Source organism: Bacillota bacterium, from assembly GCA_024653485.1.
Lineage (GTDB): Bacteria > Bacillota > SHA-98 > UBA4971 > UBA4971 > UBA6256.
In genome coordinates this window covers 187,994-213,985 of the sequence record JANLFY010000006.1, presented here as the reverse complement: position 1 = coordinate 213,985, position 25,992 = coordinate 187,994, and the positions used below count along the sequence as shown (strand labels likewise).

Genomic DNA, 25,992 nt, shown 5'->3' with positions numbered 1-25,992 from the left:
CTCCAAAGACTTACCGCAACCTTACCATATCTCACTGTTTAGTTTTCAAGGAGCAAACCGCTTTTCGCAGGGCCGTATCTCGGCCGCTTTTTGATATTACCACGGTCCTCGGTGCGTGTCAAGACCCGGCAACGATTCTCTCGTAACAAGATCTCAGCAACGCCCTGACGATCGACAAGCTAGACGTCGTGGAATCGCGACCGCCCCTAGCCGAGCGCCACGGACTCCCGGCGACCTCGCCCGCTCGCTCCGCAGCGCGCGTCGCTATGAACCGGCGCAACTTCGTGGCAAGCTCGGGGTCGGTCCTGGGATCAGCATATGCTGTCCCGTGCGGCTCTTGTGACGCCGAGGGAGGCCCGAAGAGCACGCGGACGTCCTCGGCGAATGTCTCCTCAGGCGATCTCGCCCATGCCTCGGTGTTCACACAGCCATCGGCGGTCCACCGGCGAATGCCGCGGAGCTTCATGTAGCGCTCCCAGCCCTCCGGATCTGCTTCGAAGGTGCCTCCCAAAGCACGCATTTGCACGTGGTGGCCGAACTCGTGCGCGACGGTCACCGGCACTTGGTTCGCGATGACGTCACGCCCTGCGGCAGCCGCCCCGACGAGCGCGTACCCTTCTGCTCCAAGGCCGCTTAGGTCGCCCATGGAGAACGGGAGCAGGTACACGCGATAGCCCGCGAACGCAGCAGGCGGAAGGTCCATCACGCGCAGGGTGCTCACAACTTCGTCGACTCTGGGCAGACGGGACGGGTCCGCTTCAAGAAGCGGCGTCCCGTCGTTCAAGCGGTAAAGGCACGCCGACTCACGAAGCGCCGCCTCACGGATCACGTGGTCCGGGGCACCGGCGATCCACCAAACGATCGGCGGGCCGAGCGCAGCCGCAAGGTCCTCTCGCGTCCGCATGGCCACGCTCATGACGTGCAGCCAGCCGGTCGCATCCGTGTCATATACGGAGAAGCCGAGATCCCCATCGACATAAGAGGGAGTTCCATCAAGACGAGCGATCTCCTGGCGAAGTCGCTCGATGTCGCGCGATAGCTCCCTCGTGAGGCTCGCGCGATCCCTCGGGGCGTCGCTTCCGACGAGCGAGCCGCCACCCGAGCCGAGGCTCTTGAGGTACTCGACATCGCGTCTGAGCCAGTCGACGAACCCGCCGCCTCGCCCGATGTCGGGATCGTTCGCCGGGCTTTGCGTGAGCGCGAGATCCGCGGATCCGGATACCGGCCCGTAGGACGCAAACTTCGCGGGCACAACGCAGAACCCAGCAAGCGAGAGCAAGGCAGCACAGAGCAGCACTGCGGGTGCCGCGCGCCACCAGAGCGCCGCGCGCGCTTCGCGTTCCGTTGTTCCGGTTCCGAAGAACATAACTGGGTCTCTCCTCCCACTCGATCTTGAGCCCAGTCATGATACCACGAGTGTCACATTATGTAAACCTCCCCGGACCCCCGCCTGGATCCGCGGCCCCGCGCGCCAACGGCGCGCCGGGTTGCGGGCCTATAGCTCGTCAAAGCGCATTATCGCGTGACCGGTGGCAGATAATATGGGCCGAGGAGGTGATCTCATGGACGACCGTTTGTCTCAGGATGATAGAGACGGAAATCGAGGCGGTGGCATGGAGGGCGGACAGGGCCCTTCCGGAGACGTCGGAGCCGGTGAGCGCCAGGGCCGGCAAGGTGGTGGCGGCGGCGAGATGCGCGGCCGCGTGAACACGAGCGCCTGGATAATCGGTGCGCTCGTGGTGCTCATCGCGGTGTTCGCGGGACTAAGGTTTGCAAGGGTTCCGGCGCCTACGCGCCCCGCTCCCACGCGCCCTGCTCCGACGGTGCCCGCGCCGTCTCCGACTCGTCCTGCTCCGACAGCTCCGACTGCCGGCGTGGAGGACCTGGAGCGCGCTCTAGGCAGGGTTGAGGATGCCGTTCAGCGCAAGGATTGGTCGGCCGCAAGCTCGGAATTCACGACGCTGCGTTCCACCTGGGAGTCGCTTCGCCCGCGTGTGACGAGCACGAACACGACGAAGGACATCACGACCTTTGACGCTCGCTTAGATGAGCTCAGGGGGGACATCGGCGCCAAGAAGGAAGCGGACGCGAAGGCAGACGTGACAGAGCTCAAGGCTATCGCACGCAGGTTCCAGATGGCCCCGACCCGGGGCACGACTTCAGGATAGACACGAGCGAGAGGCGCCGGCGCCCATCGAATCAAGCCACCGGGGACGCCGACGCCGTCTCCCCTCGATGAAATGTGGAATGCACCTAGGGACGCTAGCCTTTGATTACCCCGATCGGTCTCATTCTAGCGACCTTACGTGATATCCCCGCCCCATGACACACGCGCACGACCTCGTTGACGTCCTTGTACGCCTCCGGAGTCTCCTCGGCCAGCGAGGCCTTGCTGGCGGCTTTGGCGATGATACCTCGCTCTCTCAGCTCCGCTTGGAGCACCGCTCCGCTCACGGTCTTCTTGGCGGCCGCCCTGCTCATGACGCGGCCGGCTCCGTGACAGGTCGAGCCGAAGGTCTCTTCCATCGCCCTTTCCGTGCCTACCAGAAGGTATGAGTTGCGTCCCATGTCTCCCGGGACGAGCACAGGCTGTCCAATGTCGCGATAGTCGGTCGGCACGTCGGGATGGCCCGCCGGAAACGCGCGCGTCGCGCCTTTGCGGTGCACGCATACCCTTCGCTTCTTGCCTTCCACCACGTGGTCCTCGATTTTCGCAATGTTGTGCGCCACGTCGTAGATGAGTTCCATTCCGAGGTCCTCGGGCGGCCGCCCGAACACCTTGGCAAAGGACTGACGCGTCCAGTGCATGATGCACTGGCGGTTCGCCCACGCATAGTTCGCGGCGCACGCCATGGCCGCGAAGTAGTCCTGCCCCTCGGGGGAGTCCAGCGGAGCGCAAGCGAGCTGTCTGTCGGGAATCCTGATGCCGTACTTCGCGATCGCCTGCTCCATCACTGCGAGGTAATCCGTGCACACCTGATGGCCTAGACCTCTCGACCCTGAGTGGATCATCACGACGATTTGTCCGGGAGCAAGCTTGAACCTCTCAGCGAGACCCGCGTCGAACACTTCCTCCACCACCTGGACCTCGAGGAAGTGGTTGCCCGAGCCCAGCGTGCCGAGCTGCGGCATACCTCGTTTCACAGCCTTGTCGCTTACCTTGCCAGCCCTGGCGCCTTTCATTGCGCCCCGCTCCTCGGTGTGGTCGAGGTCCCTTGGCCAGCCGTATCCCTTTTCCACCGCCCAGAGCGCGCCCTTCTCCAAAACCTCCGCAGTGTCATCCTTACCCAGCTTGATGATGCCGGTCGAGCCTACGCCAGAGGGTATGTCGCGGAAGAGCTGGTTGACCAACTGCTCGAGGCGCGGCCGCACGTCACCCTCAAAGAGATTGGTGCGAAGCATCCTCACTCCGCAATTGATGTCGAAGCCCACGCCTCCGGGGGATATGACGCCCGCATCCGCCAGGGTCGCGCCAACGCCCCCTATGGCGAAGCCGTACCCCCAGTGGATGTCGGGCATTGCAAGGGACATTCCCACGATGCCGGGAAGGAACGCTGCGTTCGCCACCTGCTCGGGTGCTTGGTCCTCCCTGATGCTCGCCACGTGTCTCTCGTCTGCGTAGATGAGGCCTGGCACCCTCATGCCCGCCTTGTAGTTAACGGGGATGCGCCAGCGAAACTCGTCCACGCGCTCGAGAGGGCCACTCCATCCGTTGGACACCGCGACGCACCTCCTTTGTTCCCGAGTGTTCCCGAGATGACCCACCATGCCCACGACGACACCCATCGGTACACGGCAATCGTCCAGGTGAGCCCCGCCTGATCCTGATCTTGCTGTGCCGGGCGTCCTAGACGTCGATCCTAGATGTCGAAGATGGCCTGAGCGACCCAGCCGGCGCCGCCCGCAGAATCTGTCTCGCTCGCTCTTTCTCGCTCAACCTTGACCATGTGGTAGCTGACGCCCTTTATCTCCGTGTCGAGCTGATGTCGCGCGACGTCAATGTTCTCGCCGCGCACCACCGCCCCAGCCGTCCACGAGGCTGGCCCCCGGCTGGCCGGCCGGCCCCTCTTCGACCCGGGCCCGGCTTCGGGCTCGCAGCTGGCCACGAATACGTCCTCGATCGTCGCCACCAAGAATCTCTCGGCGTCTATCAGGTAGACGAACTCCGAGAGCCATGCCACGAGGAGGCCCTCGAGATCCGGGGCGCGAGCCTCAATGCGCCTTTCTTCCGTCGCCCGGATAGACTCGGGGTCGGGAACCACGAGCGACATCAACCCCGCGGCCATGTTGACGAAGGTTTCCTCGAGCGTCCGACCGCGGGCACGGACACCGACGTCTGCTGTATGTTCCAGGACCTCGTACGGGCGAGACACCGCCCCGTCAGCCCCCGTTCTTGCCGACCACTTGAGCCACGGATACAACCTTGTCGCCGGGCTCGAGCTTCATGACGCGGACTCCTTGCGTCGATCTTCCCTGTTGTGGCACGTCCGCGGCGTTCATTCTGATTATTATGCCTTCCGCGGACACTATCATGAGCTCATCGTCACCGGTCAAGACCTTCACGTCGGCCGCCGGCCCCGTCTTGGGCGTCACCTTGAAGGTCTTGATGCCCCGTCCCCCTCGCGACTGGAGCCGGTATTCAGCGATCGGAGTCCGCTTGCCGAAGCCGTTCGCCGTTACCACCAAGAGGTCGCAGCCCTCCCTCACCACGTCCATTCCGACAACGCTGTCTCCTTTGGCGAGGGATACGCCCTTGACGCCGCGGGCGACGCGCCCCAGAGGCCGCACTTCGCGTTCATTGAACCTTATGGACTGGCCCTGGGCGGTTACGATCATGATCTCCTCGTCTCCTGCGGTCAGCTTCACGCTCACAAGGTCGTCGTCTTCCTCAAGGTCGATCGCGATCACGCCGGACCTCCGGACGCTATCGTACATGGAAAGCGCCGTCTTCTTGACCACTCCGCGCCTGGTCGCCATCATCAGGAACTTGTCCTCTGCGAAGTCACGGACTGGTATGACAGCACGGATGCTCTCACCGGGCGAAAGGGAGATGAGGTTCACGACCGCAGTGCCCCTCGCCTGACGGCTCGCCTCCGGCACCTCGTACGCCTTGATTGAGTACACCTTGCCCTTGTCGGTGAAGAACAGGATGTACTCATGGGTGGTCGTCACGAAGAGGTGTTCGACGAAGTCCTCCTCTTTCGTGCTCATGCCCGTCACCCCGCGGCCGCCCCTCCTTTGGCTCCGATATGTCGTTAGAGGCAGCCGCTTGACGTAGCCCTGGTGAGTGAGAGTGACCACGATGTCCTCGTCGGCGATGAGGTCCTCGATGTCGAGTTTGGTGGCAGCTGCGGTGATCTCCGTCCGTCTCGGGTCGGCGTACTCCTCTTTGATGGCCAGGAGCTCCTCTTTGATCACCTCGAGGACCCTCTTCTCGTCGGCGAGTATGCCCTTTAGCTTGGCTATTAGCTTTATAATCTCGACGTATTCGTCTTCGATCTTCTTCCGTTCCAGGCCGGTGAGCCTTTGCAGCCTCATGTCGAGGATGGCCTGAGCCTGCTTCTCGGATAGCCCGAACGTCTGCATCAGCCCTTCCTTGGCCGCCTCCGGGGTGCGCGACTGCCGTATCAGGGTTATGACGGCGTCAAGGTTGTCGAGGGCTATCTTGAGGCCCTCGAGGATGTGCGCCCTCTCCTCGGCCTTTGCCAGCTCGAACCGGGTGCGTCTCGTCACGACCTCTTTCTGGTGCTGGATGTAGAAGTGAAGAGTCTCCTTGAGATTGAGCACCCTCGGCTGGCCGTCCACGAGAACGAGCATGATGACGCCAAAAGTGTCCTCCATCTGGGTGTGCTTGTAGAGCTGGTTGAGCACGACGTTGGGATTGGCGTCACGCCGGAGCTCGATGACTATGCGCATGCCCTCCCTGTCGCTCTCGTCGCGTAGGTCGGTGATTCCGTCTATCTTCTTCTCCCGCACGAGCTCTGCTATGCTCTCGACAAGCCTGGCCTTGTTGACTTGGTACGGGATCTCGGTCACGAGGATCCTCGTCTTGCCACCCGAAGCCGTCTCGATCCTGGCCCGGGCCCTCATCTTGATGGAACCCCGACCCGTCGTGTACGCCTCGCGTATTCCGTCTCTGCCCATGATGAGCCCGCCGGTGGGGAAGTCTGGCCCCTTTATGACCATCATGAGCTCCTTGACTGACGCATCGGGGTTGTCTATCAGCATCACGACGGCGTCCACGACCTCGCCCAGGTTGTGAGGAGGGATGTTCGTCGCCATCCCCACCGCTATACCGGACGAGCCGTTGACCAGGAGGTTGGGGAACCTGGACGGAAGCACCACCGGCTCTTTCAAGGACTCGTCGAAGTTGGGGACGAAGTCCACCGTGTCCTTGTCGATGTCCGCGAGGAGCTTCAGCGTGATCTTGGCCATGCGCGCCTCCGTATAGCGCATGGCGGCCGGCGGATCGCCGTCGACGGACCCGAAGTTACCGTGGCCGTCTATGAGGGGGTACCTGTAGGAGAAGTCCTGCGCCATCCGCACGAGAGTTTCGTATATCGCGGCGTCTCCGTGGGGATGGTACTTTCCCATGACTTCGCCCACGATGGTCGCGGACTTTCGATGCGGCTTGTCCGACGTGAGCCCCAGCTCGTTCATGGCGTACAGGATGCGCCTGTGGATGGGCTTGAGCCCGTCACGCACGTCGGGAAGCGCCCTCCCCACGATGACGCTCATGGAGTACAAGAGGTAAGAGCGCTTCATCTCGTCTTCTATGCATATCGGCACGACTTTCCCGTCCGTCGGTTCAACCAATCGCGAGGACCTCCCTGTCAAAGAGGGTCTGGATACGGCATCACGTGACCGTCACCCATATGTCGAGGCTAAATGTCGAGATCCGTTACTTCCTTCGCGTGTTGCTGGATGAATTCCCGGCGCGGCTCGACCTTGTCCCCCATGAGGGTCGTGAAGATCTCGTCCGCCGCCATGGCGTCCTCGAGGGACACCTGCAGGATAGTGCGGGTCTCGGGATTCATCGTGGTTTCCCAGAGCTGCTCGGCGTTCATCTCGCCAAGACCCTTGTACCGCTGCACGGTCACTCCCTGACGGCCCACGTTCTTCAGGATCGCCTCGAGCTCTCTCTCGCTGTACGCGTAGTAATCCTTCTTGCCTTGCCTCACCCGGAAGAGAGGAGGCTGGGCGATGTACACGTTGCCATTCTCGATGAGCGGCCTCATGTATCGATAGAAGAACGTGAGAAGCAGAGTCCGAATGTGAGCTCCGTCCACATCGGCATCGGTCATCGCCACGACCTTACGGTAGCGCAGCTTGGACGGGTCGAAGTCGTCGCCGACACCCGTCCCGAGCGCCGTTATCATCGCGCGAATCTCCTCGTTGGCGAGAATCTTGTCGAGCCGCGCCTTCTCAACGTTGAGTATCTTGCCACGCAAAGGCATGATTGCCTGGAAGCGCCTGTCTCGCCCTTGCTTGGCGCTGCCTCCCGCGGATTCCCCCTCGACCAGGAAGAGCTCGCACAAGTCCGGTTCCCGCAGGGAGCAGTCGGCGAGCTTCCCAGGAAGCGACGACACCTCGAGTGCCGTCTTTCGGCGGGTCAGTTCCTTCGCCTTTCGTGCAGCTTCCCTGGCACGTGCCGCGGAGAGGCACTTGTCCACGATGGCGCGCGCTGTAGCCGGCTTCTCCTCGAAGAACTCCGCGAGCGCCTCCGCGACCACCGAGTCTACAATCCCTCGGATCTCGGTGTTGCCAAGTTTGGTCTTGGTCTGCCCCTCAAACTGGGGGGAGAGGAGCTTCACGCTGATGACGGCGGTAAGCCCCTCCCTCACGTCATCACCTGTGAGGTTCTCCTCGTTCTCTTTCAGCATCCCGACTTTCCTGGCGTAGTCATTGATAGTGCGCGTTAGCGCCGAACGAAAGCCGCTGAGATGCGTGCCGCCCTCCGTGGTGTTTATGAAGTTGGCGAAGGAGAACGTGTTGTCTACATACCCGTCGTTGTACTGAAAGGAGACCTCGACAAAAGCGTCGCCGACGTCGCGCGCCACGTAGAAGATGTCGGGATGGATCGGGTCCCTGTTCTTGTTCAGATGCTCGACGAAGGATACGATTCCCCCATCATACTGGAACTCCACGCGCTTCCCTTCGCGCTCGTCAGCGAGGGTTATCCTCACGCCGCGGCTTAGGAAGGCGAGCTCCCGCAGACGGTGGCTGAGCGTGTCGAAGCTGAACTCCGTGGTCTCGAAGATCTTTCGATCCGGTAGGAAAGTGATGGTCGTGCCGGTCGCGTCGGTGGTCCCTTTGACCTCGAGGTCGGTCACGGGTTTTCCCCGCTGGTAGCGCTGACGATGTATCTTCCCTCCGGACCTTACCTCAACCTCGAGCCACTCTGAAAGGGCGTTCACCACGGACACGCCCACCCCGTGAAGTCCGCCGGATACCCTGTACGCGCCGCCTCCGAACTTCCCGCCAGCGTGCAGCACCGTGAGGACTACCTCCACGGCGGGCCTTCCAGTCTTGGGATGAATGTCGACGGGGATGCCTCTTCCGTTGTCCGCGACTCGCAGAGACCCATCCTTCTTGATGGTCACGTCTATGGCGTCGCAGTAACCCGCGAGTGCCTCGTCGATCGAGTTGTCCACGACCTCGTACGCAAGCTGATGAAGGCCTCGCACGCCCGTGCTTCCGATGTACATGCTCGGCCTCTTCCTTACCGCCTCGAGACCCTCGAGCACCTGGATCTGTTCGGCTCCGTAAGGCGCGTCGACGACGGTCTTGTCCATGCGCGCGTGGGCGTTGGGATGAGCCCCGAGCCCGGTCTGGTTGTTCGCTGAATTACTCGTGACGTTGCCCATGATACCGCCGCTCTTTCCGTGAGAGAGTCTCCAATGCTGGCTAAAGAGGGTGTCTTCAACCATCAAGAACCGTGATGTTGTCACCACGGTTCCTGGCGCAGTGCCGCCCGCGAGTATTATACCAAACTCATGTTTGGAGTCAACCCGTGTCCACGCACCGCATTCATGGTATTATACCGCCGTACCATTGTCAACGTCGGGAGCCGGGTCCCGGGGTAGCCTGGGCGGCTCGAGCGTTCGGGGCGGCCGGGGATAACGCGCCCGCACCCTCGACGCCACCCGTCGCGACCTCCAGGCGCCTGCGCAACGTCGCAAGGGATATAGGAGATAGGTACACGGCGGAGGACGTGACGACCACGCACCTCGGCTCTTGCCCGTACTCGAGGCCATCTCCATTCACACAGACCATTCCAGGGCCTCGCCCTTCGTGAGTTCGTGAAGGGAACCCCTCGTGAAGCTGAGACTTCTTGACCAGCTTTGGGTCGAGCAAGGCCACGACATCCTGCAGAGCCACGCTCACCTGCCCTCCGATATGTACGAACAACTGTATCAGCTCCTTGTCCGTTCCTCGGTGCTCGTTCGCTCGGTCCATGCCGAGTCGGTTCCGCCACACCTCGCACCGTCGGTTAACCTGGCGGCCAAAGCGGCCCGGGCGAACGCCGCCCTGACCTCGGGATCGGCAATAGTCGCAGAGAGAACGCTGATCTCTTCCATCTCGCTGCGGCTTAGTCCTCGCCGCGCTCGTGAGGCGGTCTGCCCGACCGTGGTCTCGCCGCCCTTTCGCCCAGGATGCTCCCCCGCGCGGCTGTCCCTGTTCCCAGCGTTGATAGATCCCCTGGTATGGAATCTAACATCCACTATCGTGCCTTTTCCGAGGAGCTTATTGAGCTTCTTGACGATGTCCGCTTTCAGAAGGGAGAGCTCGTTGGCCCAGACGGAGCTCTCTACCACCACGAAGAGAACCCCGTCCCTGCAGCGGGTCGCCCTGGATGCCCTCGCTGCCGTGGGTCCGACAACTTCGGCCCAGAGATCGACCGCGCGCGCCCTTCTCGCCCGCCGCAGCACTCCAAGCCGCCTGAGACCTCCGTCGAGCGCTTCCCGCAGCCGGACCACTCTAGTTCACCTCTTCCACACGCCCCGCGTCCACTCTAAAGCGCTTCGCAGGGCCGCCCGTGTCGCCAAGAAGCCTCTCGTCGGTGGTCGTAATGATCGTCTGCACCCGGTCGTCGAGGTACTCCCAAAGCCGCGCCCTCTTTCCGGGGTCTAGCTCGCTCGAAACGTCGTCCAGTAGGAGGATGGCCTCTTCGCCCACCTCGCTCTTGACGAACTCTAGCTCTCCCAGTCTGACGGAAAGGAGAACGGAACGTTGCTGTCCCTGAGAGCCGAACACCCTCATGTCCACACCGTCCACTAAGAAGCTGACCTCGTCCCTGTGGGGGCCAACCAGGGTCACGCTTCTCATCAGCTCTTCAGGGCGGGCCCTCTCGAGTTCCCGCCGAAAAGACTCTTCCAACTTGCGCAGGGCCTCGGCGTCATCGCCCCGCGTCGCAGCGGTCGACGCAATGCCAGGGTTGAAAGACGGCCGGTACACCATCTCGAACGCCCCGTTCGGGGAGATGTGGCGGTGCGCGACCTTCGCAAGTAGAGATAGTTTCCTTACTGCCTCCGCCCTCTTGAGCATCAGGCGCGCCCCCGCGGCCGCAAGTTGCTCGTCCCATGCTTCGAGGGCGCAGTCGCGCCTCGAGGGAGGAAGAGATTCGTAACGCGCTTGCTTGAGAAGGGCGTTCCTCTGAGCCAGGATTCTTCGGTATGCGGAAAGGTTGCGCCGGTACGCGTCACTCACGGCCCCTATCTCCGTGTCGAGAAAACGCCGTCGCTCCACGGGTCCACCCTTTATCATGCGGAGGTCGTCGGGGCCGAAAACGACTACATTGGCGGCGCCAATGCCCTCGACTGACGCGTCCTGGGGGATCCCGTTGAGCTTCACGGTCTTTCCCGCTTCTCTTGAGCATCTCACCTCGACGAGAAGCGGCTCGCTGCGTCGAAGGAACCGACACGCCGCGTAGAAGGCGCTCTCTCCCCAAGAGATGAGGTCGGCATCGCGGGATGTTCGGTAGGACGAACCGGTCCCGCACAGGTACAAGGCCTCCAGGATATTCGTCTTGCCCTGGCCGTTGTCACCCGAAAGCACGTTCTTGCCAGGCACCGGCTCGAGCTCGGCGAGGCCGTAGTTTCTGAAATGCCTGAGCTTCAGCTTCTCAACCACCATCGCCGGTATCCCCCGCGACCTCGAAGGACTGCGGCTCTCGGTCTTTGCCGTTGCCGGCTTCGACTCGAGCCGCGCTCGCCCCTGCCGGAGACGTCACGGCAACAACGTCGCCGGGATGAAGCTTCCTGCCCCGGCGCAGCTCAGGTTGGCCGTTCACTTGCACCCGTCCCTCCTGGACAAGCGCCTTGGCTTGCCCGCCGGTGGATGCGACTCCAGCCCATTTGAGAAACTGGTCGAGCCTTATGTCCGAGCTCGTGATTTTCACTCTCATAGGCTTGTCGGTGGCGCTCATCAGTTTACCGTCACCGGCATTATCAGGTAGAGGTAGTCCGTGCCTTCCGCTCGGGCCTGCCTGAGAACAATCGGGCTCACGGCGCCCGTCACTTCGACGATGAGCTCTTCGTCCGCCACCACCCGTAGCGCGTCAAGCAGGTACCGGGCACGAAGAGCAGTCTCTCCAGTCTCTCCCTCGACCGTCCTCACCGCTACTTCCTCGAAGGCCATCCCGACGTCGGGAGCGTTGGCGCTTATAGTGAGAGTATCTCCCCCATATCCCAGCTTGACCGTGCCGAACTCATCCTTTCCTAGGACGGCTACGCGCTCGACCGCCTCGAGTAACCTGAGCCTTTCCACGACCATGCGTGTCTTCCACATTTTAGGTATTACTCGGTCGTAGTTGGGGAACTGCCCGTCTATGAGCCGGCTTACTATGGTCGTCTTGCGGCACTTGAAGGCCACCTGGTTCTGTGAGGCGGACACCTCCACTTCGCCGCTCTCGTTCTGGATTATCCTCGCCACTTCGCTGAGCGCCCTGGCCGGGACTATCATCTGACCGGACCCGACTGCGGTGGACACGTCGGTCCCCCCGTCGAGCGTGACCTTTCGCAGCGCTAGCCTGAACGTGTCCGTGGCAGCGAGCCTCGCCTCGTTTCCTCCGAAGACCATCAGGACCCCTGTGAGAAATGGGCGGTTCTCATCGGTGGCCGCGGCGAACGCAGTCTGCCTCACGAACTCGGCAAGGTCCTTCCCCTGAACCTTCCACCAGACGTTGCCCTCCACTTGCGGGAAGAGTGGGAATTCGGCGGCCTCCATTGAGTTGATGCTGTAAACCGCCTTTCCGCTGGAGATGGTCGCGATCCGCCTTCCCGCGTCAAACTCGATCCTTACCTCCCTCTCGGGTAGATGCCTCACTATCTCGCCAAAGTACCTGGCGGGAAGCACCACTGCGGCGTGCCCCGTAGCGCTTACAGCAAGGAACGTCTCCACTGACAGTTCAAGATCAGTTCCAACCAGGCGAAGGCCCTCCGGTGTAGTCTCGATCAGAACGCCGGAAAGGATCGGAAGGGTCGTCCGCGACGACACTGCTCGCTGTACCATGGCAGCGGCGGCGGCCAGATCGTCTCGCTCGCACGAGACTTGAACCGGCGAATCCATCGCCGTATCCATCGCACTTTCAGTGTCCATGCCTGTCTGGCTGAGTGTCTCAAGCCTATCCATGCTGGTAGAATCCCCCTCTCAATATGGAAGTCAAAGCTCAACCTGGCGCAAACTCAAGGCTGGTGACACAGAGTCCAATGTGATGGCTACTCGAATGGTAGCGGGATTGTCCACAGGGCCGTACTCCGGATCGTCTTCTTAAGTACATGTACAGTTTTTGAGTACTAGTAGTAGGGCCTGTGGATTTGTGGATAAACCCTTCGGCGCCTTGAACCACGCGGCGTTCCTGTGTGGACAAACCTGTGGATTTCGTCACGGACTGTCCACATTATGCACAGACCGAGAGAATTCGAGGAATCGCCCACAGGAAATCCACAAGTTACTAAGGGTCTATCCACAGGAAGCGCACAGCGCGCCCAGGCATGTGCCAGAAGGGTGCCCAAGGTCAAGTCATCTCCTTCAGCCGTGCGATGATCGTGCGAATGGCGCCTGCGAGAGCTTCATCCTCCTCCATGTCCGCGCGTATCTTAGAGCATGCGTGGAGGACGGTGGTATGGTCCCGCCCGCCGAAGGCAACGCCGATCGTGGGAAGCGACTCCTCAGTGAGCTCGCGGCACAAATACATGGCTACCTGGCGGGGGTACGAGATCGTTCTCGTTCGCTTCTTTGCCTTCATGTCATCGGTGGGGATCTGGTAAAACTCCGCCACAGCCTGCTGGATGTGGTAGATCGAAACCTGTTTGGGTCTCTCTGAAGGAATCATGTCCTTCAGACACTCCGCCGCGGTCGCCACGGTGAGCGGGCGGTTGTGTATGGAGCAGTGAGCCGCCACTCGAGTGAGAGCGCCCTCGAGCTCACGTATGTTGGAGCGAATTTGATTTGCGATGTACGCAAGCACCTCGAGAGGCATGTCGAGCTGCTCGAGCTGAGCTTTTTTCTTGAGGATGGCTATGCGTGTCTCGAGGTCGGGTGCCTGGATGTCGGATATGAGTCCCCATTCGAAGCGCGACCTTAATCTGTCTTCAAGCGTTGGGATCTCCTTTGGCGGACGATCGCTGGATATCACGATCTGCTTGCCGGCCTCGTGGAGGGTGTTGAAAGTGTGGAAGAACTCCTCCTGGGTGCGCTCCTTTTGCGCCAGGAACTGGACGTCGTCGATGAGGAGGACGTCCACGTTTCGATATCGCTCCCGGAATTCCACCGTCTTGTCATCACGGATCGCGTTTATGAGGTCGTTCGTGAACTTTTCGCAAGGCGCGTACACCACACGAGTGGACGGGCTGTGCTGAAGCACAAAGTGCCCTATTGCCTGCATTAAGTGGGTCTTCCCGAGCCCCACGCCCCCATAGATGAAGAGTGGGTTGTACGCCCTTCCTGGGGCCTCGGCGACGGCGAGGCACGCCGCGTGGGCAAATCTGTTGCTGTTTCCCACTACGAAAGTCTCAAAAGTGTACTTGGGGTTGAGCCGGGTCGTGTACAGGTCGTCTCCCACTAGCGGCCCGCTGTGCGCCGAGTCGTCCGGTCCAGGATCCCCCGCCTTCTCCGATGGGGCGGAGCACACGAAGGACACATCCAGGTCCAGCTCCGTGAGGGCCTTGAGAGTCTGACGAATGGGCTGCCGGTAGTTGTCGCTTAAGAACTTCCGACCAATGTCGTGCAGGGTGCGTACGATGAGGGTGTTGCCGTCGATCGCGATCCCCTCCGTGCCTCGCAGCCACGTCTCGAAACTCGGCTTTGGCATCTGCCCCTCCATTACGTCGAGGACCTTGGTCCAAAGAGTATCCGCACGCTCAAGCATGATCCGTAGACCCCCTGAAAGAAAGCTCAGCCTTGCCCCTCAACCCGCCGGCGCACCGCTCCACGAGTCACCGCTCTGCAAGTCATCTCGCGAGGCGGGCGAGGTACGTCATACCCCGCGGAGTCAGGCGGCGTTTTCCACTCCCGTCGGCAGGCTCGACGAGTCCATGCTCCTCGAGCGAGACGAGGTCGCGGTAGGCAGTGCTGAGGCTTATCTCGAGCTCCTTCACGATAGTTGATGGTCCCGCCTCACCCTTCTCTGCCAGGACGCGAAACACTTTTCGCTGACGCTCCGAAAGGACCTCATCCAGCTTCTCAAGAACGCCTTTCTCCCGATCCATCTCGGTGAAAGAGTTTTCAGTGTCTCCAGCGGCCTTCCACAAATCGCGAAAACCCTCAGGATGCGGTGGATGGAAAGCATGACCGGGAGCTTTCTCGCCGCCGGAAGGCTTCTCGGAAACTCCCGAGGAAACCCGGGCGGGCGTGTCGTCCGAAGTGGAAAGCGATGAAAGCGTAACCACGCACCCGCGTTTGAGATTGTCCTCGATGGAAACCGATCCTCCGATGGCGCGCATTGAGTCGCGGACGATCGGAAGCCCCGAGCCGACCCCGCGAATGATCTTCCGCATCTCTGTGGTGGCTGTAGTGAAACCTGGGAGGAATGCCTTCTCTTTCTCGATTATCCCAGGCCCCTGGTCTGAGACCCTTATAGTATTGCCGTCCGGAAGGACGCTTATAACGGCGTCCTGGAAGTCGGCGTGGAGGAGGTTCTCAACGATCTCCTTGATGGCCACGTACGGAAGCCTTCCTCCCTTTTCATGAGCGAAGGAGTACGTCTTTGACGCAAGCTCGTTCAGGAGCTCGGCACAGTCCCTGCCTCTGACATCAACTATTCGCGGCACTGTGCTGAGAGAGTCGTACACAGCTATTCGAACCTCACGCTCTCCCTGCTTTCCACGCTGGGCGAGGTGATCCGTGGGAAGGGAGCGATTGGCGAGGCGATCGCGGGAGCCTTTTCGAAAGAGACGAGAAAAGACACCTGCCATGCTGGGTACGGCCCGCCCTTCGTTCAGAGTTTTCCACAGAGTTTTCCACAGGTGTGAAAAACTCTGCGGAGAAGGAACACGCACAGGAAATCCATAGGTTGTCCACAACTTATCCACAGAAGTTGTGGATAACGTCGGCTGAGTCCAGAGAGGGGTTTCCACAACTGAAAGGCCGTGTAACTGGCCGTTCGCGATATCCACAAAGGATTTCGGAAAGCGGCGAAAGCCTTGTGCCGTCGTGACCCAAAACATCAACAGGTTACCCACAGAGTTATCCACAGGCTGTGAATAAGTCTGTGGGGAACTGTGAACTCTATAGTTCTGACCAAGCTGCATGGAAAGGCTGGAAAACCTCCGAAATCATATTAGCAGAGGTTTTCCAGGGTGGCAAGGGGTGGGAGGGCACGGTGGGGAGGGAGCGGAGGGGTGAGGAAAAGCAGGGCGGAGCGTGAGGGAGGCGCGGACGGAAAGGACCGGGAAAAGACTGAGACGGAGAAAGGGGGGTGAAAGGTGGAAGAGGCGTGGGGACGAATGAGCGGGGAGCAGTGAGAGTGCGACATGTGGAGGAATCGGGCGATTGCGCACGGAGGGATGGCGGATAGGGGATGACTCGGCGGTAGGCGCGATTCCTAGGCTTGGGGTTCCTGTCGGCCTTGACACGCAGGGAGGCGTTGGCTATAATTTGGCTAGCGTACGGGGTCCAAGAAAGGGACACAGCGACGGGACACAACGCAGGAGGCGCGCGAGAGAGGTATGAAACGGACTTACCAGCCGAAGGTTAGGCGGCGTAGCAAGGTTCATGGTTTCATGCAGAGGATGGCGACGAGGGGCGGGCGCCTGGTGCTCAAGAGGAGGCGCGCCAAGGGAAGAAAGCGCCTGTCTGCATGAAATCGGGAGCGCGGGCCGTTGGGCCCACGGGTGTGATTGATGCCAAGGAGCGAGCGGCTGCGCAAGAGCAGGGATTTTACTAAGGTTTTCGAACACGGGGAATCCCTTCCGGGCAGGCGGGTTGTGGTGTACTACATGGAGAACGGGCTGCCGTTCAACCGCGTCGGGATCGCTGTGAGCAAGCGTCTTGGCGGGGCAGTCGAGCGGAACCGCCTGAAAAGGGTCGTGAAAGAAGCTTATCGGGCGAGCGAGGCGGCACTTCGAGAGGGCCTGGACCTTGTGATACTACCCAGGTCGAAAGCGAAGACCGCCTCTTTTCAAGAGGTAAGGGAGGAGCTTTTCGGGCTTCTTTCAGAGTGCGGGGCCTCCGGAAAGGACGACTGTGAAAAGTGAAAGAAGCGCGCGAAGGAGGAGGGTCTGCCTGGCGCAACGCCCGTCGAGACATTGGTCGAAGGGCGTCTTCAGCGGCCAGGGGAGTGGCTCTCCTATGCGTCTGGGTATATAGGAACTGCCTGTCACCGCTCAAAGGCAGGCCCACTTGCAGGTTTTACCCCACGTGCTCGGCGTACGCGTACGAGGCCATACGAAAGTATGGCGTGTTCAGGGGGGTTTATCTCGCTGCGAGACGGATCGTGAAGTGCCATCCATTTCATCCCGGAGGGTACGACCCGGTCCCGTAGGCGCGACGGGGATTGAGAAGCGACAGGAGGGTGCTTGTATTGACTCTCACGGGCATTATCAACTCCATAGTTCAGTTCCTCCGGGATGTGACCGGGAGCGACGGGCTCGCGATCATCGCCTTGACGATCCTGCTGAAGGTAGTCACGTATCCGCTCACGGTGAAGCAGACGAAGGCCATGGAGGAGATGAAGCTCCTCCAACCGAAGGTAAAGGAGATCCAGGAGAAGTACAAGTCACAGCCTGAAGAGATGCAAAAGAGGGTAATGGAGCTCTACCGGGAGCACAAGGTGAACCCTCTCGGCGGGTGCTGGCCTACCCTGATTCAGCTCCCGATCATATGGGCGCTCTTCACCGCGTTGAGAAACTACCCGTTTGAGCAGCGGTTCCTTTGGATGCCTAACCTGGGGAAGCCAGATGTGATACTGGCCGTGTTGGCGGGGGCAGCGACCTACCTGCAATCGATCATGATGAGCACGGACCCGAGCCAGAAGATGATGAACCTCATAATGCCGGCGTTCATCATCTGGATCAGCCTGAGCTTTCCGGCCGGAGTCACTTTGTACTGGGTGGTTACCACCCTACTGGCCGCGGCGCAGCAGTGGTGGATGGGAAGGCGGGTGGCGCAGGCGGGGCTGGTGGTTGAGACTGTGACGCGCCCGAGGAAGGGGAGCGTTCCGAAGGCTACCTCACCTAAGCCGCGGGATTCAGAGGGGGAGTCCGGGCATGATACGAAGCGTTGAGAAGACCGGCAGGACCGTTGACGAGGCGGTCCAGGAAGCCCTTGAGGAGCTTGGCCTGGGCCGCGATGAAGCGGATATCGAGGTGCTCGAAGAGCCTGCGAGGGGAATTCTTGGGCTGGTGGGGCAGAGGCCGGCTCGCGTGAGGGTGACCGCCAAGACCGAGAGCGTTGAGGTGGACGTTGCGGAAAAGGCCAGGGAGTTCCTTGGGGAATTGTTGAGGCACATGGGATTTGCCGGTGTATCGGTGAGCGCCCAGGAAGTTGATGGAGTCCTGAGACTCGATGTCCAAGGGAAGGGGCTGGGCGGTCTCATCGGGAGACGAGGCGCCACCCTCGACGCGGTCCAGCACCTTGTGAACCTGGTGGCCGGGCGATGGATGCGGGTGGCGGAACGCGCCGGGCGGGAGCAGGAGGACCGGTTCAGGATAGTCGTCGACGCGGAGGGTTACCGGGAGAAGAGGGCGCGCTCCCTGGAAAGATTGGCGGTGACCGTGGCCGAGCGGGTACGGAGGGAAGGCAGAAGGGCCACCTTGGAACCCATGAACCCGATGGAGCGGCGCATAGTCCACCTCGCCGTTCAGCGTTGCCAGGGAGTCACGTCGTTCAGCGAGGGAGAGGAGCCCTACAGGCGGGTCGTGATAGCGCCTAAGGAGGACGAGGGACCGAGAGGGCCTCAGTGAGAGGAGCTTAGGGTTACCGACGAGAGGAGAGGCGCCTCCAGGGGGCGGGCGTCGGGTGTCAGTGCGACCGCATGCTCGAGTTGGGCTGAGCGCGTCGCGAGGCTTGGAAAATGCGTGTCTTTCAGGCACGCATTTTGAGTTGATGGGGCAGCGCGACGGGCGACGAGCCAACCAGCCGGACACCCGGGCTACGATTGCCCGCCTCTCGCCGGGACAGTGGGGCCGGGAGAGATCTTCAATGGACGAGAGAAGGTTCGTAGAGAACGAAACGATAGCAGCCATTTCGACTCCCATCGGTGAAGGCGGGATAGGGGTCGTTCGGATCAGCGGCCCGGACGCCATGAACATCGCGGCGAGGCTCTTCCGCGACCCGTCGGGGAGCCGACACCGCGCTCTCAGGCCGTGGCGTCTCAGATACGGAGTCGTGGTTGATCCGGAGACCGGCGAGGTGATAGACGAGGCGCTCGCGAGCGCCATGCCGGCTCCTCACAGCTTCACCCGCGAGGACGTGGTGGAGTTCAGTTGCCACGGCGGGGTGGGGCCCCTGTCTCGCGTGCTGGAGGCTGTTATAAGGTGCGGAGCGCGCCTCGCGCAGCCGGGGGAGTTCACGAGGAGGGCGTTCCTCTCTGGGAGGATCGACCTCGCCCAGGCGGAGGCGGTCATCGAGCTGGTGCGGGCCAAGACAGACTCCGCACGAAGGTTGGCGGTGGCGAACCTGAGAGGCGGCTTCTCTGAAGCCGTGGTGTCCATTCGCGATGACATCGTCGCGCTGCTGGCGGAACTGGAGGCCGCGGTGGACTTCCCCGAAGACGAGGTGGGGGAGCCGGATCGCGCCGGGACAATCGTCAGGGCGCGCGAGGCGGCGTCCAGCCTGCGAGGTCTCGCGGAGAGGGGGCGTCGTGGGCGCGTGTACCGGGACGGCGTGACGGTGGCCATCGTGGGGCGGCCAAACGTGGGCAAGTCCAGCCTTCTGAACGCGATGCTCGGTCGGTCGAGGGCGATAGTAACGGAGATCCCCGGCACGACGCGCGACGCGGTGGAGGACTGGACGACCGTACGCGGCATCCCCGTGAGGCTCGTTGACACGGCTGGGCTCCGCGAGACCGATGACCCAGTGGAGCGGCTCGGTGTGGAGGGAACCCTCGAACGGATCGAGGAGGCGGACTTGACTCTGGCGGTGATCGATGGGAGCGAGCCGCTCTCAGGCGGGGACATAGAAGTGCTGAGACGGGCGTGCGGAGAAGCGGGCGGAAAGGGAGGCGCGGTCGTGCTCAACAAGAGCGACCTGCCTCCAAGAGTGTCGGAGGGAGATGTCGCTCCCTACGCTGCAGGGATGCCGGTCATCCGTGTGAGCGCGAAGGATGGTTCTGGCGTGGACCGCCTCGAAGAAACAATCGCGGGGCTGGCGGCGGGCAGGACCTGCGGTGCAAGCGAAGGGATGGTCATGGCGACCGCTCGGCAGCAAGAGGCCCTGGAGCGCGCGGCGGTAGCCCTGGGTGAAGTGGAGCGGGGGCTGGCAGCGGGCGCGCCCCTCGATCTGGCGGCTATAGACATGCGTGAGGCGCTGTTCTGGCTGGACCAGATCACGGGACGTTCGGCGTCAGATGACGTGTTGGACAGGATCTTCTCGGAGTTCTGCATAGGAAAGTGAGACGGAGTCTCCTGAGCGCCGTGACGAGAGCGGTGCGGGATGGGCTGTGGCGCGGGGTGGGCCGTGGGGAGATGTCTGAAAGGAGGTGTCGGCAGAGGCGATGAGAGGTCGTGACGCGGACGTGATCGTGGTCGGAGCAGGTCATGCGGGCTGCGAAGCCGCACTGGCATGCGCGAGAATGGGCGCAAGCGCGCTTCTGCTGACGCTCAGGTGGGACGCCGTTGCAGCCATGCCCTGCAACCCTTCCATCGGGGGACCGGGCAAAGCCCAGCTCGTGAGGGAAATAGACGCGCTCGGCGGGGAGATGGCGCGGAACATCGACGCCACCTATCTCCAGATGAGGCTCCTCAACACCGGGAAAGGGCCCGCGGTGCGCTCTTTGCGCGGGCAAGCCGACAAAGCGGCCTACGGAGCGAGGATGCGCGAAGTTCTCGCGGGGCAGCGGAACCTCGCGGTGGAGGTTGCGCACGTCGTCGGGATCGAGCTAGCCCCAGACGGTTCGGCCGCAGGCGTGACGACGCATGAGAGCGGTATGCTGCGCTCTGCGGCGGTCATCGTGGCTACGGGGACGTACCTCGGTGGAACTGTCCATGTGGGGGACCGGGCATGGAGGTCGGGGCCTTACGGGCAGCCTTGCGCGGAGGAGCTGGGACGCTCGCTAGAGCGACTCGGCTTGCGGCTCGCGAGGTTCAAGACAGGCACATCTCCGAGGGTGCGTAGAAGCAGCGTGGACATGAGCAAGATGCACGAACAGAGAGGCGAGGTCCTGCCCTTCGGTTTCTCGTTCGAAACGACGGGCACCCGTGAGGATCAGGAGCTCTGCTGGCTGACGTACACCACCTCCCGCACGCACGAGATAATCCGCGCGAACCTGGAAAGGGCGCCGCTCTACACCGGAGCCATCAGAGGACGTGGGCCTCGCTACTGCCCATCGATCGAAACAAAGATAGTCGAGTTCCCGGCGCGGGAGAGGCACCAAGTGTTCTTGGAGCCCGAGACGAGGGAAGGAGAGGTCATGTACCTCGCAGGGCTTTCCACGAGCTTGCCTGAGGACGTGCAGGAGGAGATGGTCCACAGCGTGCCTGGTCTGGAGGAAGCGGAGATAGTCCGCCCCGGGTACGCCATAGAGTACGACTGCCTAGTGCCGACAGAGCTCTTCCCGTCTCTCGAGACGAAGAGGGTTCCGGGGCTCTTCGCGGCCGGCCAGATAAACGGGACGTCCGGCTATGAGGAGGCCGCGAGCCAGGGGCTCCTGGCAGGGATCAACGCCGTTTTGAAGATCCGAGGCAGAGAACCTCTGGTTCTTGAGAGATCGGAGGCGTACATCGGCGTGCTGATCGACGACCTAGTGACGAAGGGAACGTGCGAGCCGTACCGGATGATGACTTCGCGCGCGGAGCACAGGCTTACGCTCAGACAGGACAACGCCGACCTCAGGCTCACTGAAAAGGGTCACGAGCTCGGGCTCATCAGCGAGGAGAGGTACCAGAGATTCCTCGTAAGGCGGCGGCAGATCCAAGAGGAAATCGCTCGTTTGAGAAGGACGGTCGTTCCTGGAGACGCCGGCACGTCGAGCTTGCTGGCCTCTATCGGGACGGCCCCGCTCCAGGTCCAAACTTCGCTTGGGGACTTACTGCAGAGGCCGGAAGTGACGTACGAGGGTCTGAGAATCGTTGATCCCGATCGACCGGCCCTGCCACCGGACGTGGTTCAAGTGGTGGAAGTGGAGCTGAAGTACGCAGGTTACATCGAGAAGCAGAGAAGTCAAATAGAGCGCGCGAGGCGCTTGGAGACGAGGCTCCTGCCGCAGCATCTCGACTATGGGTGCGTGGTAGGGCTGTCCCGGGAGGCTCGCGAGAAGCTCTCCGACATCCGCCCAAGGTCGATAGGTCAGGCGGCGAGGATCGCCGGGGTGTCGCCCGCAGACGTGATGGCTCTCATCGCTTACGTTGACTCGGTGCGGCACGGAGCGGGATTCGGCGGCGTTCGGGGAGCGTAGCGGGCAGGCGGCGCGTCCCGGGGGAACTGAGATGGGCAGAGATGTGGCGACGCGTCGGCGGATGGGGGCACAGCGGTGGGCGTGGCGGACATACTGAAACGCGGAGCAGAAGAGCTGGGAATAGAGCTCGACGCGAGGGCGATCGAACTCTTCGAGCGCTACTACCGGGAGCTGGCCGAGTGGAACCGGAGGATGAATCTCACGTCGATAGAGGGTGAGGAAGAGGTGGCGATCAAGCACTTTCTCGACTCTCTCACGTGTCTCTTGGCGGTTGACCTCTGGGGAGGCTGCAGCGTGGTTGACGTGGGAAGCGGAGCGGGGTTTCCAGGTGTGGTGCTGAAGGTGGCGCGTCCGGAGATCAGGCTTACGCTGGTTGAGGCGTCTCGGAAGAAAGCGGAGTTCCTGAGGAAGCTCGCAAGCGTCCTGGAGATCGAGGACGTTGAGGTGTTGTGGGACCGCGCGGAGCGCGTAGGGCAGACGACAGGCTACCGGGAGGCGTTCGATGTAGCGACAGCGAGAGGTGTAGCGGACATGGCGGCCCTGGTAGAGGTGTGTCTCCCCCTGGTGAAAGTGGGAGGGGTATTCGTAGCCATGAAGGGGCCCGACGTTGGTGAAGAGATAGCAGGGGCAATGGACGCCGTGGAGGTCGTGGGAGGACGGGTCGCGCGGCTAGTCTCCGTGGCGCTGCCGAGCGGGTACGGCGGAAGAACGCTTTCGGTCATAAACAAGGAGCGGCGGACCCCCGGGCGATACCCGAGGCGACCAGGCATTCCGGGCAAGAGGCCGATCAGGGGGCCTGGCGGCTTGTGAGCGGGCAGGTGAGGGTGGCAGGATAGGGTCTCTTGGTCGCCGGGTGGGGGAGGATCTGGGTCTTCGGCGCCGAAGTACTATGGCACGCTTTCGGAGGAGAGGCGGCTCGACGATGAAGGATGAGCTTGCGCGCCTGATGGGCTTGCGTCGGAAAGGTGAAGCAGGCGCGAAGGAGACCGTCAAGGACATAGCGTTGAGCCTCATCAGGTCCAACCCTTATCAACCGCGGGAGGCGTTCGACGAGGAAAGCCTTCGGGAGCTGGCTGACTCCATAAGGGAGCACGGCGTAATTCAGCCGGTGATCCTTCGGCAAGTGGGGGACCAGTACGAGGTCATCGCGGGCGAGCGGCGCCTCCGGGCGTGCCGGATGGCAGGTCTCGAGAGCGTGCCTGCCATAGTGCGGGACATGTCGCCAGGCGAGAGCGCTGAGGTGTCGCTGGTTGAGAACCTTCAGCGCAAGGACCTCAACGTCTTGGAGGAGGCGGCGGGCTATCAGAGGCTGCTCGGTGAGTTTGGGCTGACTCAGCAGGAGCTTGCGAAGCGTTTGGGGAAAAGCCAGTCCACCATCGCCAACAAACTCAGGCTGCTGAAGCTGCCTCGAGCGGTCCTCGACGCGCTGGGGCGAGAGATGCTGTCCGAGCGGCACGCGAGAGCGCTGTTGAGACTGCCTTCTGAGCAAGAGCAGTTGATGGTGCTGCGGCGGATACAGGCTCAAGGGCTGACGGTGGGGCAGACGGAGGCGCTCATAGACGAGAGACTGAAGGAGATCCGCCGGAAACGCGTGAGACGCAAGGTGCGTGGACAGGAAGCAGGGGCTGTTCGCGCGTTCAAGGACATCAGGGTGTTCCTGAACTCACTGAAAGACGTGGTGAGGCAACTGAAGGCGACGGGCGTGAAGGTCGGCTTCGAGGAGAGGGACGAAGGGGACGTTCTCGAGCTGAGGATCAGGATCGCCAGATCTTTACAGGACGGGCGGGATAGCGGCGACCGATCTGAAGGACCGAGAGTGGCTGAGGGGTAAGTGGAGGGCCTGCATGTCCGAGAGGGTGGCGAGCGGGGCACGGTGGGGGCGCTTCTTGATTGAACAGAGCCTGGACCGTCAGGGGAGTGCTCACTGCATAACGTCTGCGGGGGCGTGTGACGATGGCTAAGGTAATGGCTGTGGTGAACCAGAAGGGCGGCGTCGGAAAGAGCACGACCGCGGTGAATCTAAGCGCCTGCATCGCCGTACAAGGGATGCCTGTGCTTCTCGTGGACGTCGACCCGCAGGGCAACGCAAGCAGCGGCGTTGGGGTCGACAAGGGGTCCACGAAGCGGTGCGTGTATGACGCTATCATCAATGATCAGCCGTTGGAGAGCCTGATCCTCGAGACCGCGATTCCTGCTCTCAAGGTAGTGCCGGCAAGCATTCAACTGGCGGGGGCGGAGATCGAGCTCGTGTCGACGATGTCACGGGAGGTCAGACTGCGCAGGGCCCTCGACAGCGTGCGCCAGAGATACGCTTACGTAATAATCGACTGCCCACCCTCCCTCGGTCTACTGACGCTCAACGCTCTCACCGCGGCGGACTCGGTCATAGTGCCGATCCAGTGCGAGTATTATGCGCTCGAGGGACTGAGCCAGCTGCTGAACACAATTCAGCTCGTGCAGAAGCATCTGAATCCCGGATTGAGAATCGAGGGCGTGGTGCTGACCATGTACGATCCACGCACGAACCTTTCTCAGCAGGTGATAGATGAAGTGAGGCAGTTCTTCAAGGAGAAAGTGTACGCTACGGTAATTCCTAGGAACATTCGCCTCAGCGAGGCGCCCAGTTACGGGAAGCCTATCATCTTGTACGACGACAGGTCCAAGGGCGCCGAAGCATACAGACAACTGGCGAAGGAAGTGATGGCCAGTGCCTAGGAAGGGGCTGGGCAAGGGGCTTAGTGCGCTTATACCAGATATGCGTCCAGAGGACGCTGAGAGGGTTCAGGAGCTGCCCATCGATCAGATCCGGCCCAACCCGTACCAGCCGAGGAAGCGATTCGACGACGCGAAGCTGGCAGAGCTGGCCGAGTCCATCAAGGCTCACGGGATCGTGCAGCCGCTCGTGGTGAGGACAGCGGGAGAAGGATACGAACTTGTGGTTGGGCAAAGGCGCCTGCTGGCGGCGCGGATGGCTGGACTCTCTGAAGTCCCGGTGGTTGTGAGCGACCTCGAGGACGCCGAGATGATCCAAGTCGCACTCATCGAGAACCTGCAGCGTGAGGACCTCAATCCCATGGAGGAAGCGGAGTCCTACCAACGGCTGGTGACGGAGTTCGCCATGAGCCAGGAAGAGCTGGCTAGGGTGTTGGGGCGGAGCAGACCGTCGATAGCCAACACTCTGCGGCTGCTGAATCTGCAGCCAGAAGTGCAGGAGGCTGTTTCACGTGGAACATTATCGATGGGACATGCCCGGGCGCTGCTGGCAATTCAGGATCCGGCGCTGCAAGTGGAGGCGTGCAGGCACGTGATAGAGAAGGAGCTGTCCGTGCGCGACACCGAGGAACTCGTTCGGCGCGTGCTTGCCTCTGGCCAGGTCGCGGCGAAGGAAGCGAAACAGGATAAGCCCAAGGACCCCGAGATCGCCTCGCTGGAGGAGCGGCTGAGGCGTGTGTTCGGGACTCAGGTGAGGATCATTCCAGGGAGGAAGAAGGGGAAAATCGAGATAGAGTACTACAACGACGACGACCTAGAGAGGATCCTCGCCCTTGTGCTTTGAGATGGAAGAGCGTATGGCGCGCTCCGAAGGCCGGGGGGTTCCGGCAAACGAAGCTGGCTGACAGCCAGGCGTGCCCGACTGAGAGGGGCGCCTGGTTCTTTTATGAGCCCTGGTGTCTCTTCGTAGGGACGGGGCACGGACGAGAGCCCAGAGCATCGTCGTCTCCCGGCTTTCGTCCCCCTCCGGATAGCGACAGGGGGCGACGGGGCCGTGATGGGAAATGGGGAACACATGTTCCCGCCATTGCGCTTCCGGTGTCCCCACCGCGGCCGGAGCGACGCGCGGCGCGCCTGGGCTACTGGGTGGGGCACGGGCCCACAGAGAGAATGTTCCACGTGGAACACTCTAGACACCTCGTTCCGAGTATCCCATCCCGAGCTTT

At 61.9% G+C, this 25,992-nt stretch carries 24 protein-coding genes; 12 read left to right on the top strand and 12 right to left on the bottom strand.

Annotated features, from left to right (window positions below):
• Nucleotides 1-118: 118 nt before the first annotated feature.
• Nucleotides 119-1,366: a hypothetical protein gene (locus tag NUW12_06895; protein MCR4402497.1), complete on the bottom strand. Its 1,248-nt coding sequence runs from the start codon at nucleotides 1,364-1,366 to the stop codon at nucleotides 119-121.
• Between the two features lie 196 nt (nucleotides 1,367-1,562).
• On the opposite strand from NUW12_06895, the gene NUW12_06890 reads away from it, so the two are divergent.
• The gene (locus NUW12_06890) at nucleotides 1,563-2,168 is read left to right on the top strand and encodes a hypothetical protein (protein ID MCR4402496.1); all 606 of its coding nucleotides are present in this window, start codon (nucleotides 1,563-1,565) and stop codon (nucleotides 2,166-2,168) included.
• A 94-nt stretch (nucleotides 2,169-2,262) separates the two neighbouring features.
• Here NUW12_06890 and NUW12_06885 read toward each other — a convergent pair whose 3' ends face one another.
• From NUW12_06885 to NUW12_06835, 11 genes are all read right to left on the bottom strand, one after another.
• On the bottom strand, nucleotides 2,263-3,642 hold the full coding sequence (locus NUW12_06885) for an RtcB family protein (protein MCR4402495.1): 1,380 nt from the start codon (nucleotides 3,640-3,642) through the stop codon (nucleotides 2,263-2,265).
• Between the two features lie 218 nt (nucleotides 3,643-3,860).
• Nucleotides 3,861-4,373: an archease gene (locus NUW12_06880; protein MCR4402494.1), complete on the bottom strand. Its 513-nt coding sequence runs from the start codon at nucleotides 4,371-4,373 to the stop codon at nucleotides 3,861-3,863.
• Nucleotides 4,374-4,380: 7 nt separating this feature from the next.
• The gene (gene gyrA, locus NUW12_06875) at nucleotides 4,381-6,816 is read right to left on the bottom strand and encodes a DNA gyrase subunit A (protein ID MCR4402493.1); all 2,436 of its coding nucleotides are present in this window, start codon (nucleotides 6,814-6,816) and stop codon (nucleotides 4,381-4,383) included.
• 68 nt (nucleotides 6,817-6,884) lie between these two features.
• Nucleotides 6,885-8,795 (bottom strand): DNA topoisomerase (ATP-hydrolyzing) subunit B, encoded by a 1,911-nt coding sequence (gene gyrB / locus NUW12_06870; GenBank protein MCR4402492.1) that lies wholly within the window; start codon nucleotides 8,793-8,795, stop codon nucleotides 6,885-6,887.
• 262 nt (nucleotides 8,796-9,057) lie between these two features.
• Nucleotides 9,058-9,411: a DUF370 domain-containing protein gene (locus tag NUW12_06865; protein ID MCR4402491.1), complete on the bottom strand. Its 354-nt coding sequence runs from the start codon at nucleotides 9,409-9,411 to the stop codon at nucleotides 9,058-9,060.
• Between the two features lie 5 nt (nucleotides 9,412-9,416).
• Entirely contained in the window at nucleotides 9,417-9,980 is a 564-nt protein-coding gene (locus NUW12_06860) for a DUF721 domain-containing protein (GenBank protein ID MCR4402490.1), read from the bottom strand.
• Between the two features lies 1 nt (nucleotide 9,981).
• Nucleotides 9,982-11,136, bottom strand: coding sequence for a DNA replication/repair protein RecF (gene recF, locus NUW12_06855; GenBank protein ID MCR4402489.1), 1,155 nt, complete (start codon nucleotides 11,134-11,136; stop codon nucleotides 9,982-9,984).
• On the bottom strand, nucleotides 11,126-11,407 hold the full coding sequence (locus NUW12_06850; GenBank protein ID MCR4402488.1) for an RNA-binding S4 domain-containing protein: 282 nt from the start codon (nucleotides 11,405-11,407) through the stop codon (nucleotides 11,126-11,128). Before NUW12_06850 ends, recF begins: the two co-directional genes overlap by 11 nt.
• Before the next feature lie 20 nt (nucleotides 11,408-11,427).
• Nucleotides 11,428-12,633 (bottom strand): DNA polymerase III subunit beta, encoded by a 1,206-nt coding sequence (gene dnaN, locus NUW12_06845; GenBank protein ID MCR4402487.1) that lies wholly within the window; start codon nucleotides 12,631-12,633, stop codon nucleotides 11,428-11,430.
• Between the two features lie 385 nt (nucleotides 12,634-13,018).
• The gene (dnaA, locus tag NUW12_06840) at nucleotides 13,019-14,371 is read right to left on the bottom strand and encodes a chromosomal replication initiator protein DnaA (protein MCR4402486.1); all 1,353 of its coding nucleotides are present in this window, start codon (nucleotides 14,369-14,371) and stop codon (nucleotides 13,019-13,021) included.
• 82 nt (nucleotides 14,372-14,453) lie between these two features.
• Nucleotides 14,454-15,752: an ATP-binding protein gene (locus NUW12_06835; GenBank protein MCR4402485.1), complete on the bottom strand. Its 1,299-nt coding sequence runs from the start codon at nucleotides 15,750-15,752 to the stop codon at nucleotides 14,454-14,456.
• 417 nt (nucleotides 15,753-16,169) lie between these two features.
• Between NUW12_06835 and rpmH the strand changes: the two genes are divergently transcribed.
• The 11 genes from rpmH (at nucleotide 16,170) to NUW12_06780 (ending at nucleotide 25,610) form a co-directional block, all read left to right on the top strand.
• The gene (gene rpmH / locus NUW12_06830; protein ID MCR4402484.1) at nucleotides 16,170-16,304 is read left to right on the top strand and encodes a 50S ribosomal protein L34; all 135 of its coding nucleotides are present in this window, start codon (nucleotides 16,170-16,172) and stop codon (nucleotides 16,302-16,304) included.
• Nucleotides 16,305-16,343: 39 nt separating this feature from the next.
• A complete protein-coding gene (rnpA, locus tag NUW12_06825; GenBank protein ID MCR4402483.1) occupies nucleotides 16,344-16,697 on the top strand; it encodes a ribonuclease P protein component in 354 nt (117 codons plus the stop codon).
• Nucleotides 16,698-16,780: 83 nt separating this feature from the next.
• Entirely contained in the window at nucleotides 16,781-16,984 is a 204-nt protein-coding gene (gene yidD / locus NUW12_06820) for a membrane protein insertion efficiency factor YidD (protein ID MCR4402482.1), read from the top strand.
• 39 nt (nucleotides 16,985-17,023) lie between these two features.
• A complete protein-coding gene (locus NUW12_06815; GenBank protein MCR4402481.1) occupies nucleotides 17,024-17,725 on the top strand; it encodes a YidC/Oxa1 family membrane protein insertase in 702 nt (233 codons plus the stop codon).
• Entirely contained in the window at nucleotides 17,709-18,404 is a 696-nt protein-coding gene (locus tag NUW12_06810) for a protein jag (GenBank protein ID MCR4402480.1), read from the top strand. The genes NUW12_06815 and NUW12_06810 overlap by 17 nt, the downstream gene beginning before the upstream one ends.
• Nucleotides 18,405-18,642: 238 nt before the next feature.
• Nucleotides 18,643-20,055, top strand: a complete 1,413-nt coding sequence (gene mnmE / locus NUW12_06805) for a tRNA uridine-5-carboxymethylaminomethyl(34) synthesis GTPase MnmE (GenBank protein MCR4402479.1) — start codon at nucleotides 18,643-18,645, stop codon at nucleotides 20,053-20,055.
• A gap of 100 nt (nucleotides 20,056-20,155) precedes the next feature.
• Nucleotides 20,156-22,054 (top strand): tRNA uridine-5-carboxymethylaminomethyl(34) synthesis enzyme MnmG, encoded by a 1,899-nt coding sequence (gene mnmG / locus NUW12_06800; GenBank protein MCR4402478.1) that lies wholly within the window; start codon nucleotides 20,156-20,158, stop codon nucleotides 22,052-22,054.
• 75 nt (nucleotides 22,055-22,129) lie between these two features.
• Nucleotides 22,130-22,864 (top strand): 16S rRNA (guanine(527)-N(7))-methyltransferase RsmG, encoded by a 735-nt coding sequence (gene rsmG / locus NUW12_06795; GenBank protein ID MCR4402477.1) that lies wholly within the window; start codon nucleotides 22,130-22,132, stop codon nucleotides 22,862-22,864.
• A 112-nt stretch (nucleotides 22,865-22,976) separates the two neighbouring features.
• Nucleotides 22,977-23,885 (top strand): nucleoid occlusion protein, encoded by a 909-nt coding sequence (gene noc, locus NUW12_06790; protein MCR4402476.1) that lies wholly within the window; start codon nucleotides 22,977-22,979, stop codon nucleotides 23,883-23,885.
• 122 nt (nucleotides 23,886-24,007) lie between these two features.
• A complete protein-coding gene (locus tag NUW12_06785) occupies nucleotides 24,008-24,769 on the top strand; it encodes an AAA family ATPase (GenBank protein ID MCR4402475.1) in 762 nt (253 codons plus the stop codon).
• A gap of 40 nt (nucleotides 24,770-24,809) precedes the next feature.
• Nucleotides 24,810-25,610, top strand: a complete 801-nt coding sequence (locus NUW12_06780; protein ID MCR4402474.1) for a ParB/RepB/Spo0J family partition protein — start codon at nucleotides 24,810-24,812, stop codon at nucleotides 25,608-25,610.
• Nucleotides 25,611-25,992: the final 382 nt, after the last annotated feature.

What these genes read in the sequence shown, in the direction of transcription:
- gyrB (MCR4402492.1), bottom strand. Translation starts at nt 8,795, where the DNA reads ATGGACAAGACCGTCGTCGACGCGCCTTACGGAGCCGAACAGATCCAG.
- NUW12_06780 (MCR4402474.1), top strand. Translation starts at nt 24,810, where the DNA reads ATGCGTCCAGAGGACGCTGAGAGGGTTCAGGAGCTGCCCATCGATCAG.
- NUW12_06895 (MCR4402497.1), bottom strand. Translation starts at nt 1,366, where the DNA reads ATGTTCTTCGGAACCGGAACAACGGAACGCGAAGCGCGCGCGGCGCTC.
- NUW12_06835 (MCR4402485.1), bottom strand. Translation starts at nt 15,752, where the DNA reads ATGCAGCTTGGTCAGAACTATAGAGTTCACAGTTCCCCACAGACTTAT.
- mnmG (MCR4402478.1), top strand. Translation starts at nt 20,156, where the DNA reads ATGAGAGGTCGTGACGCGGACGTGATCGTGGTCGGAGCAGGTCATGCG.
- mnmE (MCR4402479.1), top strand. Translation starts at nt 18,643, where the DNA reads ATGGACGAGAGAAGGTTCGTAGAGAACGAAACGATAGCAGCCATTTCG.
- NUW12_06810 (MCR4402480.1), top strand. Translation starts at nt 17,709, where the DNA reads ATGATACGAAGCGTTGAGAAGACCGGCAGGACCGTTGACGAGGCGGTC.
- rnpA (MCR4402483.1), top strand. Translation starts at nt 16,344, where the DNA reads ATGCCAAGGAGCGAGCGGCTGCGCAAGAGCAGGGATTTTACTAAGGTT.
- NUW12_06850 (MCR4402488.1), bottom strand. Translation starts at nt 11,407, where the DNA reads ATGAGAGTGAAAATCACGAGCTCGGACATAAGGCTCGACCAGTTTCTC.
- NUW12_06885 (MCR4402495.1), bottom strand. Translation starts at nt 3,642, where the DNA reads ATGAGGGTGCCAGGCCTCATCTACGCAGACGAGAGACACGTGGCGAGC.
- dnaN (MCR4402487.1), bottom strand. Translation starts at nt 12,633, where the DNA reads ATGGATAGGCTTGAGACACTCAGCCAGACAGGCATGGACACTGAAAGT.
- noc (MCR4402476.1), top strand. Translation starts at nt 22,977, where the DNA reads ATGAAGGATGAGCTTGCGCGCCTGATGGGCTTGCGTCGGAAAGGTGAA.
- recF (MCR4402489.1), bottom strand. Translation starts at nt 11,136, where the DNA reads ATGGTGGTTGAGAAGCTGAAGCTCAGGCATTTCAGAAACTACGGCCTC.
- rpmH (MCR4402484.1), top strand. Translation starts at nt 16,170, where the DNA reads ATGAAACGGACTTACCAGCCGAAGGTTAGGCGGCGTAGCAAGGTTCAT.
- NUW12_06890 (MCR4402496.1), top strand. Translation starts at nt 1,563, where the DNA reads ATGGACGACCGTTTGTCTCAGGATGATAGAGACGGAAATCGAGGCGGT.
- NUW12_06785 (MCR4402475.1), top strand. Translation starts at nt 24,008, where the DNA reads ATGGCTAAGGTAATGGCTGTGGTGAACCAGAAGGGCGGCGTCGGAAAG.
- dnaA (MCR4402486.1), bottom strand. Translation starts at nt 14,371, where the DNA reads ATGCTTGAGCGTGCGGATACTCTTTGGACCAAGGTCCTCGACGTAATG.